18 protein-coding genes are annotated in these 19,906 nt (G+C 35.1%); 4 read left to right on the plus strand and 14 right to left on the minus strand.

Annotation, left to right across the window (positions count from 1 at the left end):
* The first annotated feature begins 101 nt into the window (after positions 1-101).
* Positions 102-728, plus strand: coding sequence for a superoxide dismutase [Mn] (gene sodA, locus COO03_RS00195; RefSeq protein WP_097894474.1), 627 nt, complete (start codon positions 102-104; stop codon positions 726-728).
* A gap of 181 nt (positions 729-909) precedes the next feature.
* On the opposite strand, the gene COO03_RS00200 is transcribed toward sodA, so the two are convergent.
* The 3 genes from COO03_RS00200 to trhA all read right to left on the minus strand — a co-directional run bounded on the left by COO03_RS00200 (position 910) and on the right by trhA (position 3,800).
* Complete coding sequence (locus COO03_RS00200; protein WP_097894525.1) at positions 910-1,500, minus strand: AmiS/UreI family transporter; 591 nt, start codon at positions 1,498-1,500, stop codon at positions 910-912.
* Between the two features lie 447 nt (positions 1,501-1,947).
* A complete protein-coding gene (gene galE, locus COO03_RS00205) occupies positions 1,948-2,964 on the minus strand; it encodes a UDP-glucose 4-epimerase GalE (RefSeq protein ID WP_097894475.1) in 1,017 nt (338 codons plus the stop codon).
* A 188-nt stretch (positions 2,965-3,152) separates the two neighbouring features.
* Positions 3,153-3,800: a PAQR family membrane homeostasis protein TrhA gene (trhA, locus tag COO03_RS00210; RefSeq protein ID WP_097894476.1), complete on the minus strand. Its 648-nt coding sequence runs from the start codon at positions 3,798-3,800 to the stop codon at positions 3,153-3,155.
* Positions 3,801-3,954: 154 nt separating this feature from the next.
* On the opposite strand from trhA, the gene COO03_RS00215 reads away from it, so the two are divergent.
* Positions 3,955-4,515, plus strand: coding sequence for a DUF1836 domain-containing protein (locus COO03_RS00215; protein ID WP_097894477.1), 561 nt, complete (start codon positions 3,955-3,957; stop codon positions 4,513-4,515).
* A gap of 79 nt (positions 4,516-4,594) precedes the next feature.
* Here the strand turns inward: COO03_RS00215 and COO03_RS00220 are convergent, their stop codons facing one another.
* The 11 genes from COO03_RS00220 to COO03_RS00265 all read right to left on the minus strand — a co-directional run bounded on the left by COO03_RS00220 (position 4,595) and on the right by COO03_RS00265 (position 16,410).
* Positions 4,595-5,092, minus strand: coding sequence for an SMI1/KNR4 family protein (locus COO03_RS00220; RefSeq protein WP_097894478.1), 498 nt, complete (start codon positions 5,090-5,092; stop codon positions 4,595-4,597).
* A gap of 133 nt (positions 5,093-5,225) precedes the next feature.
* Complete coding sequence (locus COO03_RS00225) at positions 5,226-5,828, minus strand: hypothetical protein (RefSeq protein ID WP_097894479.1); 603 nt, start codon at positions 5,826-5,828, stop codon at positions 5,226-5,228.
* Complete coding sequence (locus COO03_RS00230) at positions 5,818-6,369, minus strand: sigma-70 family RNA polymerase sigma factor (RefSeq protein ID WP_097894480.1); 552 nt, start codon at positions 6,367-6,369, stop codon at positions 5,818-5,820. Before COO03_RS00230 ends, COO03_RS00225 begins: the two co-directional genes overlap by 11 nt.
* Before the next feature lie 261 nt (positions 6,370-6,630).
* Entirely contained in the window at positions 6,631-8,076 is a 1,446-nt protein-coding gene (locus COO03_RS00235) for a DEAD/DEAH box helicase (RefSeq protein ID WP_097894481.1), read from the minus strand.
* Positions 8,077-8,677: 601 nt separating this feature from the next.
* Positions 8,678-9,910, minus strand: a complete 1,233-nt coding sequence (gene lhgO, locus COO03_RS00240; RefSeq protein ID WP_097894482.1) for an L-2-hydroxyglutarate oxidase — start codon at positions 9,908-9,910, stop codon at positions 8,678-8,680.
* Positions 9,911-10,002: 92 nt separating this feature from the next.
* On the minus strand, positions 10,003-10,941 hold the full coding sequence (gene glaH / locus COO03_RS00245) for a glutarate dioxygenase GlaH (RefSeq protein ID WP_097894483.1): 939 nt from the start codon (positions 10,939-10,941) through the stop codon (positions 10,003-10,005).
* A 289-nt stretch (positions 10,942-11,230) separates the two neighbouring features.
* Positions 11,231-11,407, minus strand: coding sequence for a hypothetical protein (locus COO03_RS26760; protein ID WP_154724614.1), 177 nt, complete (start codon positions 11,405-11,407; stop codon positions 11,231-11,233).
* A gap of 126 nt (positions 11,408-11,533) precedes the next feature.
* Positions 11,534-11,893, minus strand: a complete 360-nt coding sequence (locus COO03_RS00250; RefSeq protein ID WP_097894484.1) for a DUF3870 domain-containing protein — start codon at positions 11,891-11,893, stop codon at positions 11,534-11,536.
* A gap of 34 nt (positions 11,894-11,927) precedes the next feature.
* A complete protein-coding gene (locus COO03_RS00255) occupies positions 11,928-13,370 on the minus strand; it encodes an aldehyde dehydrogenase family protein (RefSeq protein ID WP_097894485.1) in 1,443 nt (480 codons plus the stop codon).
* A 36-nt stretch (positions 13,371-13,406) separates the two neighbouring features.
* On the minus strand, positions 13,407-14,729 hold the full coding sequence (gene gabT, locus COO03_RS00260; protein WP_097894486.1) for a 4-aminobutyrate--2-oxoglutarate transaminase: 1,323 nt from the start codon (positions 14,727-14,729) through the stop codon (positions 13,407-13,409).
* Positions 14,730-14,976: 247 nt separating this feature from the next.
* The gene (locus COO03_RS00265; RefSeq protein WP_097894487.1) at positions 14,977-16,410 is read right to left on the minus strand and encodes an amino acid permease; all 1,434 of its coding nucleotides are present in this window, start codon (positions 16,408-16,410) and stop codon (positions 14,977-14,979) included.
* 506 nt (positions 16,411-16,916) lie between these two features.
* On the opposite strand from COO03_RS00265, the gene guaC reads away from it, so the two are divergent.
* Positions 16,917-17,900 carry a GMP reductase gene (gene guaC, locus COO03_RS00270; protein WP_097894488.1) on the plus strand — a complete coding sequence of 328 codons (984 nt, stop codon included), beginning with the start codon at positions 16,917-16,919 and terminating at the stop codon, positions 17,898-17,900.
* 187 nt (positions 17,901-18,087) lie between these two features.
* Positions 18,088-19,902, plus strand: coding sequence for an oligoendopeptidase F (gene pepF, locus COO03_RS00275; RefSeq protein WP_097894489.1), 1,815 nt, complete (start codon positions 18,088-18,090; stop codon positions 19,900-19,902).
* The last annotated feature ends 4 nt before the right edge of the window (positions 19,903-19,906 follow it).

Consider the following 19,906-nt stretch of genomic DNA (forward strand, 5'->3'; position numbering starts at 1 on the left):
TATATGTTTTATTGTTGACTTATAAAAAAAACAAGTGTATTTTTGAGTTAGGTAAAATATTTTTACCATAGGCAACTTTTAGAGAAAAGGAGGTGAATTATATGTCTTCATTTCATTTGCCTGAACTTTCATATGACTATGATGAATTAGAGCCATATATTGATGGTGATACTTTGGCACTTCATCATGGAAAGCATCACGCGGCATATGTAAAAAATTTAAATACAGCTTTGGAAGGTTATAAAGAATTGCAGAACAAACCTTTAGAAGAATTATTATGTAATTTAAACACTCTTCCGCCAGACATTGTTACAGCTGTAAGAAATAACGGTGGTGGACATTACTGCCATAGCCTTTTTTGGGAAATGATGAGTCCGAAAGGTGGAGGCGAACCTAATGGAGACGTTGCAAAAGTAATTGATTATTATTTCAATACCTTTGACAACCTAAAAGACCAGCTTTCCAAGGCAACAATTAGTCGCTTCGGAAGTGGATATGGATGGCTTGTACTTGATGGTGACGAACTCTCTGTCATGAGCACACCAAATCAAGATACACCACTGCAAGAAGGAAAAATCCCATTGCTCGTAATTGATGTATGGGAACATGCTTATTATTTGAAGTATCAAAACCGTCGTCCAGAATTTGTTACAAATTGGTGGAATACGGTTAACTGGGATCGAGTAAATGAAAAGTATTTACAAGCAATTAAATCACAAAAACATTAATTATGCGTATAAGGTAAATTTGGTAATGCAAACTGGGATCGTCGAAATCCTCCAAAATCCCCCGGATTGCCACCGGGGGATTTATAAATAACCATTACATAACTTCAATATATGATTCATATCAGTCTCCAACTTTCTAAACTGAAATCTTAATTCTTTTGCTCTCGTAATCGTATAACCATTACCGCACTCGATATTTAAAAACACAATAACAAAAATATAAAATTGAAAGCACTGAGACATAAATCCATGCCTGATAAGCTGCTGATGTTCCCCATACCCCCATAAAATAAAGGAGAGAAGGAAATGTGAGCGTTACCCATGATTGTACAAATGCTATTCTGCCAAGATATTGATTTATATTCTTTTTTTGCACATTTAATACAAAGAATAAGTACCAAAGAAGTGCCCACATAAACCAATTCAGTGCACTAACGATGTCACGAAATTGAACAAACGATACAACCATATAAAATAATGCGACAAGGGCCACCCACAGACAAAACCATCCTAGCCCATTGCTACTCATTCCTGTTATAAAGGTAATGCCTACATATAAATAAGTTAAACCAAATAGAAAAGTAGCTGCATATGAATAAATAGTCCAATTACTTTGATCAGAAATCATAATGAGATAAGACGGAATTACAATTTGTAGTACCCCTACAAATAAATTAAAAACGCCCGCACTTTTTTCTTCTGCTTTCCCTAATATAACAAGACTATTTAAAAATAAAGCCGCACCTGAAAGCAATAATCCAACGTAACCCATATATGTTCGTGTGAAAATCATGTTTTTTCACACCTTAACCTCCTCACAACATAAAATCATACTAGTGATATCTTTCTTCTGATTTAGAGCTAAATACATGAAAATAGAAAATATTTTGCTGATTCATAACGATATTTTTACAGAAATAAGTCAGACCTCCTACCTCGAAAAAGAAAGCTATACAAAATACTACCACATAATTTAAAGCGCTTTCAACAATATTTATTCCTATCAAACGGTAAATAGGATTCCTTGATTATAAACTTACTTCGAGAACGATACAAGCGTTAGAATTCATTAAACACACAATAAGAATCATATATCCTACTATTGTTTCGAGTGGATATGAAAGAAAATGGTCCCAGCACTATGTACTGAGACCATTTTCTCGAAAAATTATTACAAAATTTTTCACCTTATAGACTATTAGTCATTTCATCCGATATATTACACTTCTTGATAACCGTTCTTATTATTCGACTGCCATTTCCAAGAATCCGCACACATTTCTTCCAGGCCTCGTTTTGCTTCCCATCCTAACTCTCGTTTTGCTTTAGATGCATCTGCAAAGCATACAGCTACATCTCCAGGACGGCGTTCCGTAATTTTATAAGGAACAGCCTTTCCTGACACTTTCTCGAAAGCCTCAACCATTTCTAATACACTATAACCAGTACCTGTACCAAGGTTATATGCATCTACTCCGGTTGTACCAAGAATCTTTTCAAGAGCCTTCACATGACCAGCTGCAAGGTCAACAACGTGGATGTAATCACGGACACCCGTACCATCTTTTGTTGGATAATCATTTCCAAATACACTTAACTCTTTTAATTTACCAACCGCTACTTGTGTTACATATGGCATTAAGTTATTTGGAATTCCATTTGGGTCTTCTCCAATGCGGCCGCTTTCATGTGCACCAAAGGGATTGAAGTAGCGAAGTAATGCAATGCTCCACTCTGGATCAGCTACAGCTACATCACGCATAATCTGTTCAATCATTAATTTTGTTTGACCATACGGATTTGTTGCACTTAATGGGAATTCCTCTGTAATTGGTGATGTTTCAGGGATCCCATACACAGTTGCAGATGAACTGAAGATCATTTTTTTCACATTATGCTTTTGCATAACATCACATAGTACTAATGTGCTTGTAATGTTGTTATGGTAGTAAGTAAGCGGTATTGTTACTGATTCTCCAACCGCTTTTAAACCAGCAAAGTGGATGACTGCTTCGATTGTATTTTCTCCAAAAATCGTATCAATTTCCTCACGATTTAAAAGATCTTCTTTATAAAATTTAAATTGTTTTCCTGTTATTTCTTTTACTCGATTTAACGACTCTACTGAGCTATTTGAAAGATTATCAACTACTATGATTTCATAACCGTTATTTAACAATTCTACGCATGTATGACTACCAATATATCCTGCTCCACCTGTTACAAGTATGGCCATAATTATAGTCCTCCATATTTTATTCATTATAAACTTTTAAAATTATACCACATATTCCCTAGTACATGTTTATTCCTCAAAAATACCATCTTACATTTTATCCCATATATACTTTTCATAATGACCATTCCCATTAAAGAAGCTACATAACTTACGCTATGTAGCTTTATTATATATAATTTTTTTCATTAAATTACATAACAATATACACTTAAAAAATGAGCAAGACTACCTAGCAATACAAAAATATGAAAAATCTCATGGTGTCCCATGTACTTAAACTCTAACCACTTTGGTTTTGCACCATAAATGAATCCACCAATTGTATAAAAAATACCTCCAAGTACTAAAAGTATGATTCCTCCTGTACTTAGGTTTTCTGATAACGGTGCAAAGAATAAGACAATTAACCATCCCATCATAAGATAAATTGCTGTTGATAACCATCTTGGACAATTAAACCAAAACATTTTAAAAACAATACCGCATATCGCGGTCACATAAACTAGCACAAATAATAATAAGCCGTTTGCAGCTTGTAAGGTAATTAGGCAAAAGGGTGCATATGTGCCTGCAATTAATATAAAAATCATAGAATGATCCAGTTTTCTAAAGAAATAAATAGTATGTTCACTTGCTATAACACTGTGGTATACAGTAGAAGCTGCATAGAGAATCATCATTCCTAACCCAAATAGGATAACCGCCGTAATTGTAGCGAAAGATGGCATTTTCATAGAAACTTTCACAAGCATAGCTAACAAAGCAATAAATGATAATACGGCACCACCTAAATGGGTAAACGCATTAACCGGTTCTCTTATATAAGTATTCACATTAACAACTCCTCATATAATTACATGTAGTTTTAATAACTACATGTAATTATATACACAATCAATTTAAAGGTCAACATTTACATTTCATTTGTTTCGTAATACCATATTTAAAGATAAAATGTATATCATTCCTACAAAGGTGAGGGTTTATATGGAAAACATAAAGAACTTACTCGAAACACTACATTTAGAGAAAAATATTACGCTTGAAGATATCCCTAATGTGGATTTATACGTGGATCAAGTTGTTCAACTATTTGAAAATAACTACGGTGATACAACAAGAACGGAAGACGAAAAAGTACTAACAAAAACAATGATTAATAACTATGCCAAGGGAAAATTATTCATCCCTATAAAAAACAAGAAATACTCAAAAGAACATATGATTTTAATCAGTTTAATTTATCAATTAAAGGGTGCTCTCTCAATTAATGATATTAAAAGTTCATTGGCAAATCTCAATGAGACACTACTAAACGACCATACGTTTGAATTGGACACCCTCTACAAAGATTATCTCAACCTTACAGAAACAAACGTAGAAAACTTTAAAAGGGATGTAGATACACGAGTGGCTGAGGTAAAGGCTACTGCTTCATTTGAGGATAAAGAGTTGGAAAAATTCTTATTGCTGACTTCTTTTGTAACAATGAGCAATATGTATAGACGTTTAGCAGAAAAATTAGTGGATGATTTGAAGGAATCTTAAACATGAAGAAGAGCCATCGATTTCGGTGGCTCTTCTTCATTTACTCCTACTGATAACGTACTAAAAATTCGAATATGGATTAATCAAAATCAGAATCATCTACTAACCCATTTATGAATGTTTGAAAATCCTTTGCTAAAAATGTAATGATTGGATCTTCATAATTTTCCACATTCACATGTATAACAATCGGCTCCCCCTGATTACCACATTTACTGTAGTCAAGCATAACAGCATCATGCCCCGCTGTTGGTGACTCACATACAATAATACCTACACGTGGATAATCAAATTCCTCAATTAAATAGGGACTCTCCGTATCAATACCATGCTCTCCTCCTATTCCATAAATACCTACAATCGCAATATGATTGTCCGCCCAAGACGTTGGCACAGTTGTTGAAAAACATGTACGTAAAGGTGTTCCACCGTTTTGTGTCTTAATTAAAGTAATATATGATTCTGGCAATTTATAAGAAAGTGTTTGTTCTACCTTTGCAATCATTTCATCTGTTACCCGAATTGGATTCACAAACTCATCTGAGTCATCCCAAAATGAATTAAATTGTTGCTTCATACCTATTCCTCCTAAATTTAGCTAATTTCAAGGACTAGAAAAATTGTTCAGCATCTAATTTAAAAATTAAATCATGTGTAACTCTGTCTCTCTGTCCACTTTTTATCTTATATAAATGAACATATATATTCGATTATGAGTGAATCTCCCTATCAAAATACTTAGCTATAGCATCTCTATCCGAGCTATTAATAACCATATTAATTCTTCCTTGCAAATACCCATACAACATCCAGCTCGAACATTCCCTTAACTGGCTATACTTATCCTTTTTAGCTTTGAAGCATAATACCGTATAGTTCTTTTTTATTTTGTAATAGTATTTAAAGATATCATTATAATCAATAATATATGCCCTTTGAATTTGATAAAGTTCCTTTACTTCATAAATCATAATTTTATGTCTTGTTCCAAAAACGATAAATCGATTTCCTACATCCATAAGCGCTAATGGCATTGCTGCATAGTCTGCTGAACACATAATTGCGCCCACATAGTAGCCACCTGTAGCTTGTGCTTGAAATTGTAATTCGATAAATTCGTTTTCTTCTAATTCATTATTTGCCTTTTCTTCTATCTCTTTAAAATTCTCTCTAGCAATTCGTTTTCTAATATCTTTTTTCTTATTCTCCAAACTCCCAATAAGGCGCTCCCCTATTGCTTCAAATTGGGATATTTCTTGTTCATCCCACTGCTCGAAAACAATTTGATCGATACTATAGTTTTCACAATTCATAATACCCCTCCATTACTCTTTTTAATTTTTGCTTTCCCCTTGATAATCTTGTATATACTGCACTTGTACTCATATGTAGTCCTTTTGAAATATCCTCTATACTCTCATCAGCAATATACCTTCGATAAAAAATATTATGGTCTACATCATCTAGCTGATGAATAGCCCCTAAAACAAACTCTTTTTCCTCTTCTTTGAGCAATACTTTTTCTACATCTCCATCATCTTGTAAAATCAGTTGCTCTATTGTTTGTTCAATACGCTTTTGCTTAAGTTTCCTTTTATAATCTAGCGCCTTAAACTTTGCAATAGAAATAATCCAGTTCTTAAGCTGTCCTTTTTCAATTCGAAAGCTGTCTATTTTATACCAAAGTATGAGGAGGACATCGTTATAACACTCTTCAATTTCTTCTCTTTCATGGTGCTCCCCTAATACACTTCCAATTACTCCATAAATCAACTTACTATATTGAAGAATCAATTGATCCAATGCTTCTGTATTTTGTTTTTTTATTTCAACTACTAATTCCCTATCATTCATATCCGCTCCCCCTTCACTTATATATACGAATGTAATAAATATATTCTTACATGATTTCCTTATTTTTCATAAAGTGGAACTTTAATCAGTGGAGGTTTTCTTCATCATCCACTAATTATTAGCCCTCACCAATCGGGCTTTTAGGGGCAGTTTATCTCCTGCTTAACTTCTTTGCTGTCACCAAATTTTGAGGTGAGAGTATTACTGCCCGCAAATAGCGGGATAAAAAAACTATCCACCTGTTAGAGTGGATAGTTCCCTTTACTTAATCGCCTCATGAACCTTTAACTGTTTCCCTTTTATCGTTGTATTTTTCATTATTCTTAAAACGAGTGGCCCTTTTCCGTTTAATATATCAACATAGGAGACATTATCCTGTATCGTAATAATCCCTATATCATCCGCTGTAACGCCTGGAATCTTGGCAATTGTACCAACGAAATCTACTGCTCTGATTTTCTTTTTCTTTCCGCCATTAAAATACAATTTCATAATTCCCTTATTTAAGTTAGCACTTTTATCTTTTTTCATCATCGGCTTAGCATTTATTTTCTCTTCAAATGCCGCCTTTCTTTTTGTAACTTCTTCTTTTGAAGGTGCATCTATTTTTACAATTTCAAAACCAATATATTCTTCAATTTCTGCCAAAAATCTATCTTCATACGGCGTTACAAATGTAATTGCTTTTCCGCTATTACCAGCACGCCCCGTTCTTCCTGTACGGTGTACATAACTTTCTTTTTCTAATGGGATATCATAGTTAATTACGTGCGTAATATTCTCAATATCAATTCCTCGCGCCGCTACATCTGTTGCTATTAAATAACGGAATTTACCCTTTTTAAAGTCATTCATTACTGCAAAGCGATCTTCTTGCACCATACCGCCATGAATTTTATCACAAGGATAACCCGAGCGCTTTAACTGTCTAAATACATGGTCTACATTTTCTTGCGTACGACAAAAAATAATACAGCTATCTGGATTTTCAATGATTGTTACATCTTTAAGAAGCGAAATTTTTTCCTCTTCGCTTACTTCCAAAAGGGTATGTTCAATTTTATCTGTCGTAATACCAGATGCTTTAATCTCAATATTGATTGGCGATTCCATATATGTACGAGATAAATTTTCAACGTCTTCCGGTAATGTCGCAGAAAATAGCATCGTCATTCGATTCGTAGGTAATTCGTCAATAATTGCTTCTACTTGATCGATAAAGCCCATATTTAACATTTCATCCGCTTCATCAATTACTAAATACTTCAGCCTTTCTAAAGCCAAAGTACCTTTTTCAATATGATCTAGCACACGCCCAGGAGTTCCAACTACAACATGTGTCTTTTGCTTTAGTTCTAACTTTTGACGTGCAAATGGTGACTTACCGTACACAGCAACTGCCTTAATTCGTTTAAATCTTCCTATATTCGTAATATCCTCTTTTACTTGTGCAGCCAGTTCCCTTGTTGGTGTAAGAATTAATGCTTGCGGCTTATTTTCCTCCCACTCAACCATTTCACAAAGTGGAATACCAAAAGAAGCGGTCTTCCCACTTCCCGTCTGTGATTTCACAACAAGATCTTTCTTTTCTAATGCAACTGGAATTACTTTTTCTTGTACTACTGTTGGACTTTCATATTGTAAGCTAGTAAGAGCCCTTACAATTTCTTTACTTAATGCGTAATCTTTAAAACTTCTTTTACTCATGTACGAACCTCATTTTATTATATATTCTTTTATCTCGCTATTTACGAACAATAGCACCTTCAAATTCAGTGAAAACAAAGAAATTAGGCGGGAGATGAACTGTCTATAAAAGCCCAATTTGTGACCCCCACTGATTAAAATTTCACTTTATATATTTTTCACCATTGTATAAATATCATATGCATAATTCCATTATACTTGAATCTGCCTCTTAATCGGGATTAATACATATTTATGACGAACTTGATAGAGGATTTGAAGGAATTGAAAAGAAAATACGAAGTTATTAGAAGTACTAACTATATAAATCCATTTTAATTTTTCAACATCTAAACCCCTACTATGCAGAATACAAAGTAATCTACACTCGTTTGCTCTTCCTGTTTTTACTTCGCATGTGGCAGAAAAAGGCCCTGACCGCCTCTATGCATGGCCAGATGCTCTCTCCCACCTAAAAAGAGGGGGGTTATGTCATTTTTTTAATTGATGTGTATAAAATAAGATAAAGAAAAAGCAGTATTCCTACCTCTAATACTCTTTTTCTTTATCCATTTTATGTAAAAAATCTTTCTATATCATAATATGATTTCGATATAGTCAATTAAGCCCGTAGACTAGATATTCTCGAAGAACTTACACGATCTGCTACTGAATCAGGAATTTGGTCCGCAATTGCCTCTCCAATTTTCAAACTTGCAGTTGCAGCTGGAGATGGAGCATTGCAAATATGCATTGCATTTATCCCTGTAATGATACAAAAATCATCTACCATATTCCCATTGGCTGTAATCGCTTGAGCTCTTACACCAGCATGTGTTGGAACAATGTCTTTCTCCGTAAGATCTGGTATTAAACGCTGTAAACTTTTAAGAAATGACTGTTTACTAAACGATCGAACCATCTCTTTCATGCCCTCTTTCATATTTGGCATTGCCATTTTCCAAAAGCCCGCATATGTCATGGTCTCCATAAAATCTTTTAAATTAAAGTCTTTTTTCGTATAGCCTTCGCGCTTAAAACTTAATACTGCATTCGGCCCAGCGTGTACCTCCCCATTTATCATTCGAGTAAAATGGACACCCAAGAATGGAAAATCTGGATTTGGAACTGGATAAATTAAGTGTTTTACAAGATGGCGTCTTTCGGGAATTAGTTCATAGTACTCCCCTCGAAAAGGAACAATCTTCATATCTGTTATTAATCCTGATTTTTTTGCTATTCGATCACTATGTAATCCTGCACAATTAATCATAAATCGTGTTGCAAACTCTCCTTTATTTGTCTCAATTGTAACAATATCTTTTTTATCATAAATGCGTTCTGCCTTCGTTCCTACATGCACTTCTCCTCCACGCTCTTTTATATAATGTGCAAGTGCATAGCTTACTCCTTTATAATCTGCAATACCGCAAGAAGGAACACGAATAGCGCCTAATCCTTTTACATAAGGTTCGATTTCAGCTAATTCCCCTTGATTGATTTTAGAAATATCCAAACCATTTTGAATCCCTCGTTCATAAAGATTATGTAACAGAGGCAATTCTTCTTTTTCAGTAGCAACAATAACTTTTCCACACATATCATAAGCAATTCCATTTTCTTCACAGAACTTGACCATAGCCGCATTACCCTCTTTTGCAAATCTAGCCTTAAAACTACCTGGTTTATAATAAATTCCCGAATGAATAACCCCGCTATTATGTCCCGTTTGATGGTGTGCAAGTTCATTTTCCTTTTCTATTATTGCTATTTTGGCATGGGGAAATTTTTTTGTTAACGCCATCCCAGTGGATAGCCCTACAATACCGCCCCCGATTATTATAAAATCATACATAATTTTTCCTCCTCGAAATACATGGATTTGCTTCCGCATATATCATGAAAGGCAGGCCATATAAAGGCCCGCCATCATTAACATTTTTGTTTTTATTTTGAAAAGCATCCGCGTTGACGCATTAATTCTCGATATAAATCCTTGTTCTTTTCAAAAGGAGCTCTTCCATGCATCCAAAATAAATTATTTAAAAGAACTAAATCTCCAACAGGTAACTTTAATGCATGAGTTGCTGTAGAATTTTCTACGGACTCTGATAACTCTTTAAAATACTGAGCCTGTTCAATATTTTCAGGATAAACAAACTGATCAATAAAACAAATACACGGTGCATTGTTTACATCAAAAAATGTTTCACGCTGTACAATCTCTTGTGCATTTTTACTTGGAGGTGCTTTATATGTGATCTTTACAGATGCTAACGGGTGGTTTCTGAATTTATCAAGATCTTCCCAATCGTCTAAATGAAGTAAACGAGATTCCCCACCTATCGCATTTCTTTCTGCAAACTTCATCATAAGTAACCAATCTGTAGGTTCATCAACAAATGTCCCATCTGTATGAAGGGTGAATAGACGATAAGCCTGGCGCAAGTAAGAATCACTACTATCCGTGTCCTCTACATGAAACCTCGCATAGTATGTGCCTGTCATTGCATCAAAGTTCGAAGTACCAATTAAATGCGTCAATGCAGTCGCAAATTTTACATAATCAGCTGCCTCTGATGTTTCACCTTGCACCCCAATTGTAAATCCCCCTGTTTCACGATCATGGATAATCCCCCTGATATTTTCCATAAAAGACCCACCAAATATTTTTTTCATTTGATCAGCAAGAATAAAACGAGAATATGGCATATACTGCAAAGATTGTTCAGAATGTTCTTTTACCTCAGTAAAAAATTGTTGAAGTAACTGATTATCTAGAACGATATGATACAACCTCTTATGTTCTGGATGAGGAGTAATTTCATACCCTTCATACTTTTTAGCAAACTTCATTTGTATTTCTTTTTCAATAATCGCTGACATATTAACTCCTCCTTAGTATGAAAAAACTAAAAAGCCAGTCATACGCGTCCTACAATACATAATTGTAGAAGCGTATAACTGGCTTAAAATTACGGATGTTCTTTAATTTCTTAAAGTACAATAATAATAGACAGTTTTTTATTAAGCTCCATATAAAATATAAAATATGAAATATGAAATGAAGATCGAAATAGAGAAGGCTAATTTCTCATATGGATCCGTCACCTTATAAGTAAATAATAATTCAAAATTTTCTGACTGTCAATGTATTTAATAGCATTTTTTCCTTTTATGATTTACTAATTTGAATTGCGTCTGCTGTTTTGTAATAATCGGGGGTTTCCTTGCTCTCTTGCCTACATACTTGGCACATTTTACATGCTATTACTATTGCCCTATTCCCCGTACATCCCCCTTTTTTCTTTGGTAATTTCCTAAAATTTTCAGTTTCACTTAATCTCCCCATATTCTCCCCTCCTTGTATAGAAATGAAAAAGCCAGTTATATTTCGCTCACCAAATAAGCGGAAATATAACTGGCTCTTGTTTACGAATATTCTTCAGAAATTGAAGTATAATAAACTCGGCAGTTATTATTTTAATTGAGCAGTTTCCTCTAATTCCTCTTGAGGATTATTGCCATTTAAATAGTTTGTATATTGCCGGTACAAATCTTTCAAAGCACTAATAATAGCATTTTGTGCTTTTCCCTGATAATGATAGGAAATCTCTTGGATTACATCATCAATACCATCACGCAGACTGTATCCCCTTAAAATTTGGGCGATAAAATCTCTCCCATGTTCTGTAGCAAGGGTACATGAGGATTCAATAATTACATGATATTTGTGATCAGCTTCTATTGTAATTGTTAATGTTTCATAGACACTGCGTACAGCCATCCCCTTCGGAAGTCTCGCATGTCCTGCCATAAAAAATGTCCCTTTGCGCATTTTCATCCCCCATTATTATGCATGATTTCATCCATTACATCTGATCCATATATACTGTCTTCACTCTTGTATAGAATTCTGCAGCCGTTTTTCCTTGCTCACGCGGTCCATCGCTTGAATTTTTCATTCCTCCAAACGGAACCTGTGGTTCTGCTCCCGCAGTTTCCGAGTTCACATGAACCATGCCAACTTCCATATCATCGATAAATTGTTGAGCAAGACTAAGATTATTTGTACAGATTGATGCACTCAGTCCATATTCGGTATCATTAGCTAATTGAATGGCTTCTTGATAATTTTTCACCTTAAATAAACAAATAACAGGACCAAAGATCTCTTCTTTCGCAATCCGAGCCTCTCTAGACACGTCCTCAAAAATAGTAGGCGGAACATAATAACCTTGTTTCAATTCATGTTCTTCTAATTCATTTCCTCCGCAAATTAAGGTCCCTTCTTTTTTACCTTCCTCAATCATTGATAAAATAGACTGATATTGCGAATCAGATACACATGGTCCCATAAAAGTATTATCTTCTAATGGATTTCCAATCTTAAGAGCTTCCGTACGTAATACTAACTGATTTCGAAATTCCTCATAAATATCTTCTTCAATTATGATCCTACTTGTCGCCGTGCATTTCTGTCCTGTGGACATAAATGCACCCTTAATTGCAATATCTACTGACTTATCAATATCTGCATCATTTAATACAACTAATGGGTTTTTCCCTCCCATTTCTAGTTGTACTTTTTTCCCAGTAGCAATCGCCTTTTCTTGAATCATTTTTCCGATACCATTGGATCCTGTAAAAGATATTGCTTTTATGTCTGGATTTTCTGTTAGCTCCGTTCCAACTACTGATCCCTTCCCAAATATACAGTTGATAACTCCACTAGGAATTCCTGCTTCATGAAAAGCATTTACTAAGTGATATACTGATTTTGGTGTAATTTCAGCAGGTTTTATAACAACTGTATTTCCATAAATAAGAGCCGGGGCCATTTTCCATGCAGGGATGGCAATTGGAAAATTCCATGGCGTAATTAATCCCACTGGGCCAATCGGCACCCGCTTACTGTAAAGCAGCGTTTTCGGATTAGCTGAAGGGATTATATCTCCAATTGGTTGAGTTGCTTCTCCCGCATAATATTCTAAAATACTAATTGCTCGCTTTGTCTCCCCGATGCCCTCAGTAAGTGTCTTTCCTTCTTCCAGCGTTAAATCATAACCTATTTCTGTAACCCGCTCCTTTAAGATAGCTGCTGCTTTCCATAAATAGTTTGCACGTTGCTGAAATGATAAGCATTGCCAATCTAAAAATGCCTCTTTAGCCGATGCGATTGCTATTTGTGTATCCTCTACCGTACTTAGGGGAAATTCCCCAAGTACTTCTCCATTATGAGGATTATAATTTTTAGAATACTGACTTGAAATTGGTTCTTTCCACTGACCATTTATATAATTACAAAACTTCACTATACTCCCTCCAGCTTAACAATTAATTGTTCTTTATTATTTAGATACGTTAGCAATTGCTGATTCAAGAATAGAAAGTCCTTCTTCAAGTTGTTCATCTGTTATAACAAGCGGTGGTAAGAAACGAAGTATATTTCCATAAACCCCAGCACTTATCGTAATTAAGCCTTTACTATGTGTTTCTTGCATAACAGTTTTAACCTCTTCACTTGCAGGCTCTTTTGTATTACGATCTTTCACAAGTTCAATAGCCATCATAGCACCGAGACCCCTAACGTCCCCAATCACATCATATTTGTCCTTCCAACTATTAAATGCATCCATCATACGCTGACCAATAATTTGAGCACGCTTCACTAAATTTTCTTCTTCAATTACGTCTAAAACTGCTAAAGCAGCTGCACAAGAAACTGGGCTTCCTGAGAAAGTACCCCCAAGTTGTCCAGGACCTGGTGCATCCATTAACTCAGCCCGTCCTGTAACAGCACTAAGTGGCATCCCTGCCGCAATTGATTTTGAAAATGTCATTAAATCAGGTGCTACACCGAAGGAATCCATTGCAAATAAACTTCCTGTACGAGCAAATCCCGTTTGAATTTCATCCGCAATCATCAAAATTCCATATTTATCGCAAAGGTCTCTTACCCCTTGTACAAAAGTAGCAGTTGGTACAATAAAACCGCCCTCTCCTTGAAGTGGTTCTAAAATAATTGCGGCAATATTATCACTGGCAACTTCCTCTAACATAAAACGTTCGAAATAATCCAAAATCTTTTGATCCACTTCTTCTTTTGTCATTCCTTCTTCTGCACGATAATAATACGGATATGGAAGTTTATACACATCTGGGGCAAATGGTCCAAATCCATGTTTATAAGGTTTCACTTTACTCGTAAGAGACATTGTCATGAATGTACGTCCATGATATGCACGTTCAAATGAAACAATAGCACTTCGCCCCGTAGCCTTACGCGCTATTTTCACCGCATTTTCTACTGCTTCTGCACCGCTATTTGCAAACATTGTTTTCTTTGGAAAATCTCCCGGTGTAAGCTCATTAAATCTCTCAGCTAACGCAATATAACTTTCGTATGGAGCAACGTGAAAACAACTATGAACGGAGTTTGCAACCTGCTCTTGAATCGCCTTAACTACTTTCGGATGACAATGACCAACATTTTGCATGCCAATTCCACCCGCAAAGTCTATTAATTCGTTTCCATCTACATCTGTAATAATGGCCCCTTTCGCAGATTGAACATATAAATGAGTAATATTATATGGACCTGCAGGCACCGCATTATTTCTTCTCTCATGTAAAATATCAGATTTTGTCGTTACAATATTTTCTTTTAACATTCAGCATACCCCTTTTACTCTATCGTTTTAAAATTCTCTTCCCACTTAAACCTATATAAATCCATTTTAATTTTTCGACATCTAAATCCCTGCGATGCAGAATAAAAAGTAACCTACACTCGTTTGCTCNNCGCATGTGGTAGAAAAAAGCCCTGACCGCTTCTATGCATGGCCAGATACTCTCTCCCGCCTAAAAAGAGGGGTTTTATGTCGTTTTTTTAATTGATGTATATATAGAAATTACCCCTTATTTTTTCTCCAAACTGATCCCCGAATTTTTCATCATTGTCAGCTCATCTAATTCCGTTTTCTCACTCTTTACTGGTATCCTTCCATTTCTAAATCTCCAAAAATAAGAAACTATAACAATGGCAGTTGCAAGCAGTGTAAGATAAAACTGCATACGCATATCTTCTATAAATACTTGAGAAACAAATATAGCAACAATCACGCAAAGGGTCACGTAAGTTAAATACGGAAATAACCACATTTTTACTTTTAATTTTTCCGGCCCTTCTTTTTCCGCTATTCTTCTCAATTTAATATGGGAAACTGCAACAAACATATACATAAGCATTGTGACTCCACCTGAACTATTTGCTAAAAATGCAAATAATTTATCTGGTGACAAAAATTTAAGCATCGCACAAATAAATGCAAATAATATACTTGCAAGTATTGCCCAAATTGGTGCTCCTCTACTATTTAATTTGGAGAACACTTTAGGGGCATCACCCTTTTTAGAGAGGGAAAACAACATGCGAGAACTGGTATATAATCCTGAATTTAAAACGGACAATAAAGAAAGAAATACAACTCCATTCATAATTTCAGCAGCTGCTGGAATTCCCGCCATATGAAATAAACTCGCATATGGAAATTGTAATAATGATTCATTGTTCCAAGGAATGAAAATAACTAAAATTGAAACAGAACCAACAAAGAAAAGCATTAGCCGCCATACAACAGCGTTAATTGCCTTTATTACATTTTTTTCTGGATTTTCCGATTCACCCGCTGCAATAGCTGCTACTTCACTTCCAGACAAAGAAAAGGAAATAAATACAACACTAAGAAATACCGGAAGGATCCCATTCGGAAAGAAACCGCCATTTTCAGAAATAATGGATAAGCTTGGTCTTTCCACACCTGGAACAATTCCTATAATCATTGCAATACCCAAACCTAAAAATACAAGTATCGCTGTAACTTTAATAAGCGCTAACCAATATTCAAATTCCCCATACAATTTTACAGAATAAATATTTGTAATTGTCATCAGAATGATCATTGATACACTAGCAATCCATGCCGGTATAGAAGGAAACCAATTGTTAATCATCGCGCCTAATAACACTGCCTCGATTGCTACAATAATGACCCAGTTGAACCAATATAACCAACCAATTGTATATCCCGCCCAAGGTCCAATAGCCTTATGTGCATATGTTGAAAAGGAACCACTATCAGGATTTTCTGCTGCCATCTCTCCGAGCATACGCATTACTAATACAACAATTAAAGCTCCGATGATATAAGACAGTATTGCACCAGGACCTGTTGTACGAATGATTGTCCCACTCCCAACAAATAACCCAGCTCCAATAACCCCCCCAATTGAAATCATCGTTATATGCCTGGTTTTTAGCTCTTTTTGCAATTCATTTTTTACATTAGCCAAAAGATCACCAACCTATAATTTTATTTTCGAAAATTCATTCATTATAGTAACCACACATACATAACTTACATGATTCATCAAAAACCAGAATAATTGATAACGCTTTCTGAATATCACCTATAAGCTCTCCTACTCATTCCTTATGTATAGGTAAAATAAAAAGAGCCAGAAAAACAATGTAAGAAATCACATTGGATTTTACTGTCCCTATCCTTATGGCTCGTCTTCCTGCTAAGGAAGTTCAAGTGGAAAGAAGCCAATTATCCTTTATTTAATTAAGTGCAACAATATCCGGTTTTGCAGGGAGGCTAATCTCTGTCATCGGATAATATAGTAATAATAATACAAATATACTGAATATTCAAGAATTATTTTTAGAAAATTATTCCTTTTTAATATATAAATACTAAAAACTTTGACTTATTGAGGAAAATGATGTACATTACCAATTGGACGAACATTTTTATATAAAAATTTTAAATCATTCGTATTTAGGGGTGTAAATGATGGAAAACGTATTTGACTATGAAGATATTCAATTAATTCCTGCAAAATGTATCGTAAACAGTCGTTCTGAATGTGATACAAGTGTAGCTTTAGGAAAACATACATTTAAGTTACCTGTTGTACCTGCAAATATGCAAACGATTATAGATGAAAAAATTGCAACTTACTTAGCTGAAAATAATTATTTTTATATTATGCATCGTTTTGAACCAGAAAAACGTATCTCATTCATTAAAGATATGCATTCACGTGGATTAATCGCATCCATAAGTGTTGGGGTTAAAGAAGAAGAGTATGAATTCGTACAGCAATTAGCTGCTGAACACCTTTTACCCGAATACATTACAATAGATATCGCACATGGTCATTCTAATGCTGTGATAAAAATGATTCAACATATTAAGAAATACTTACCTGAAAGTTTTGTTATTGCAGGGAATGTAGGAACTCCAGAAGCAGTAAGAGAATTAGAAAATGCTGGTGCCGACGCAACGAAAGTAGGAATTGGACCTGGTAAGGTATGTATTACGAAAATTAAAACTGGATTTGGAACTGGCGGTTGGCAATTAGCTGCACTTCGTTGGTGTGCAAAAGCTGCAAGTAAACCAGTTATTGCTGACGGTGGCATTCGTACACATGGTGATGTAGCGAAATCAATTCGATTTGGTGCAACTATGGTTATGATTGGTTCACTATTTGCTGGTCATGAGGAATCTCCAGGGGAAACAATTGAAAAAGACGGTAGGCTTTATAAAGAATATTTTGGTTCAGCTTCAGAGTTCCAAAAAGGTGAAAAGAAAAACGTCGAAGGTAAAAAAATGTTTGTCGAGCATAAAGGTTCTTTAGAAGATACGTTGATTGAAATGGAGCAAGATCTTCAATCTTCTATTTCTTATGCTGGTGGAACAAAATTAGAAGCAATCCGTACTGTAGATTATGTTGTCGTTAAAAACTCTATTTTTAACGGTGATAAAGTATATTAAGAAAATTATTTATCATTTAGAATATAGGACTAAAAATGGGCACAGTACTTTATTTTGTACTTGCTCATTTTTTATTTTTTAAGAGATTTCTTTAATAAACTATACTAAATATATAATTTATTTTAATTTACTGAATTTTCTAGTATTATGTTATTAGATATCATAAAAAATACGGAGGATATTAAAGATGAAAAATGTAATAGAAAAACGACTTACTCGTTCAGAAGTCTCTACCGAATTAACATGGGATCTCACTGATTTATATGCATCCGACCAAGATTGGGAAAATGCACGAAAAGAATTAGAAGAAGAAATAAAGAAAGTTGATGCCTTTAAAACGAAATTACATACCGGATCAAAAACTTTATTAGATTGCTTACTCTTACAAGAGCAGCTTTTAATGAAATTGATTAAGCTTGTGGCCTTCGCAAGCTTAAATGAATCTACAGATCGAACAGATCCAATTATTCAGGCAAATTCATCAAAAATTTCTACCTTGGGCACGAAATTATATACAGCTTTATCTTTTATTCCGACTGAAATTCTCACATTAGAAGAAGGAACGATTGAAAAATACCTTCAGGAAGAAGCAGAGCTTGAACCTTTCCGGAAATCACTACTAGAAATCCTCGAATCGAGAAAACATAAGCTTTTACCAGAAACAGAAGAAGTTCTTGCAGCACTTGGTGAAGTCCATGGAGCTCCTTATAAAATTTATGGAATGACTAAGCTGGCTGATATGGCGTTTTCTCCTATTCAGGATGAACAGGGTACGGAATTACCAGTATCCTTTGCATTATTTGAAAGTCGCTATGAATTTTCTCCTAACACAGATATTCGTAGAAAAGCGTATACATCTTTCGTTTCAACGCTTAAACAATATAAAAATACCGTTGCTACTACATATGCCACAGAGGTGACAAAACAAGTCACACTCGCTCGTTTGCGTAAGTATGAATCTGCTACTCATATGCTTTTGGATCCACAAAAAGTCACATTCGAAATGTATAACAATCAAATAGATATTATTTATAAGGAATTGGCACCTCATATGCGCCGCTTTGCTAAGCTTAAAAAGAAAGTGTTAGGACTTGAACAAATGCTTTTTTGTGACTTAAAAACACCACTAGACCCAGATTTCAATCCAACAATCACTTCCGAGGAAGCTAGTAAACTCATTCTAGAATCTTTAAAAGTATTAGGGCCTGAGTACAGTGAGATCATGAAAAAAGGTTTTAAAGAAAGATGGGTAGATCTTGCAGATAACGTTGGAAAATCAACTGGTGCCTTCTGCTCTAGCCCGTATGGATCACATCCTTATATCCTAATTACATGGCAAGATAACATGCGTGGTTGCTTTACATTGGCACATGAATTTGGACATGCTGGGCATTTTTATTTAGCAAATAAAAATCAACGTATAATGAATGTTCGTCCATCCATGTATTTCATTGAAGCACCGTCTACAATGAATGAAATGCTACTAGCTCAACATTTACTCGCTACAAATGAAGATAAAAGAATGCGCCGCTGGGTTATCTTACAGCTACTAGGAACTTATTATCATAACTTTGTTACCCATTTACTTGAGGCAGAATATCAACGTAGAGTATACGCTTTAGCTGAGGATGGGAAGGCCCTCACTGCAACAACTTTAACAGAAGTAAAAACAGCTGTTCTTTCAGAGTTCTGGGGCGACACGGTTGAAATTGATGAAGGAGCAGGCCTAACGTGGATGCGTCAACCTCATTATTATATGGGCTTATATTCATACACATATTCTGCTGGCTTAACTGCATCGACTGCCGTATCCCAATTAATTCAAGAAGAGGGACAGCCAGCTGTTAATCGTTGGCTCGATGTACTGCGTGCAGGTGGAACGATGGAACCACTTGAACTAATGAAGCATGCTGGAGTTGATATGTCGAAACCAGACCCAATTCGCAAAGCTGTTTCTTATGTCGGTTCATTAATTGATGAATTAGAGCGTTCTTATCAATAATACT

This window comes from Bacillus sp. AFS098217 (assembly GCF_002551815.1).
Taxonomy (GTDB): domain Bacteria; phylum Bacillota; class Bacilli; order Bacillales; family Bacillaceae_G; genus Bacillus_A.

What these genes read in the sequence shown, in the direction of transcription:
- COO03_RS00225 (WP_097894479.1), bottom strand. Translation starts at nt 5,828, where the DNA reads ATGAATTGTGAAAACTATAGTATCGATCAAATTGTTTTCGAGCAGTGG.
- COO03_RS26760 (WP_154724614.1), bottom strand. Translation starts at nt 11,407, where the DNA reads ATGGGGAGATTAAGTGAAACTGAAAATTTTAGGAAATTACCAAAGAAA.
- COO03_RS00250 (WP_097894484.1), bottom strand. Translation starts at nt 11,893, where the DNA reads ATGCGCAAAGGGACATTTTTTATGGCAGGACATGCGAGACTTCCGAAG.
- pepF (WP_097894489.1), top strand. Translation starts at nt 18,088, where the DNA reads ATGAAAAATGTAATAGAAAAACGACTTACTCGTTCAGAAGTCTCTACC.
- lhgO (WP_097894482.1), bottom strand. Translation starts at nt 9,910, where the DNA reads ATGTATGATTTTATAATAATCGGGGGCGGTATTGTAGGGCTATCCACT.
- gabT (WP_097894486.1), bottom strand. Translation starts at nt 14,729, where the DNA reads ATGTTAAAAGAAAATATTGTAACGACAAAATCTGATATTTTACATGAG.
- galE (WP_097894475.1), bottom strand. Translation starts at nt 2,964, where the DNA reads ATGGCCATACTTGTAACAGGTGGAGCAGGATATATTGGTAGTCATACA.
- glaH (WP_097894483.1), bottom strand. Translation starts at nt 10,941, where the DNA reads ATGTCAGCGATTATTGAAAAAGAAATACAAATGAAGTTTGCTAAAAAG.
- COO03_RS00200 (WP_097894525.1), bottom strand. Translation starts at nt 1,500, where the DNA reads ATGGGTTACGTTGGATTATTGCTTTCAGGTGCGGCTTTATTTTTAAAT.
- guaC (WP_097894488.1), top strand. Translation starts at nt 16,917, where the DNA reads ATGGAAAACGTATTTGACTATGAAGATATTCAATTAATTCCTGCAAAA.
- COO03_RS00220 (WP_097894478.1), bottom strand. Translation starts at nt 5,092, where the DNA reads ATGAAGCAACAATTTAATTCATTTTGGGATGACTCAGATGAGTTTGTG.
- COO03_RS00230 (WP_097894480.1), bottom strand. Translation starts at nt 6,369, where the DNA reads ATGAATGATAGGGAATTAGTAGTTGAAATAAAAAAACAAAATACAGAA.
- COO03_RS00215 (WP_097894477.1), top strand. Translation starts at nt 3,955, where the DNA reads ATGGAAAACATAAAGAACTTACTCGAAACACTACATTTAGAGAAAAAT.
- COO03_RS00235 (WP_097894481.1), bottom strand. Translation starts at nt 8,076, where the DNA reads ATGAGTAAAAGAAGTTTTAAAGATTACGCATTAAGTAAAGAAATTGTA.
- sodA (WP_097894474.1), top strand. Translation starts at nt 102, where the DNA reads ATGTCTTCATTTCATTTGCCTGAACTTTCATATGACTATGATGAATTA.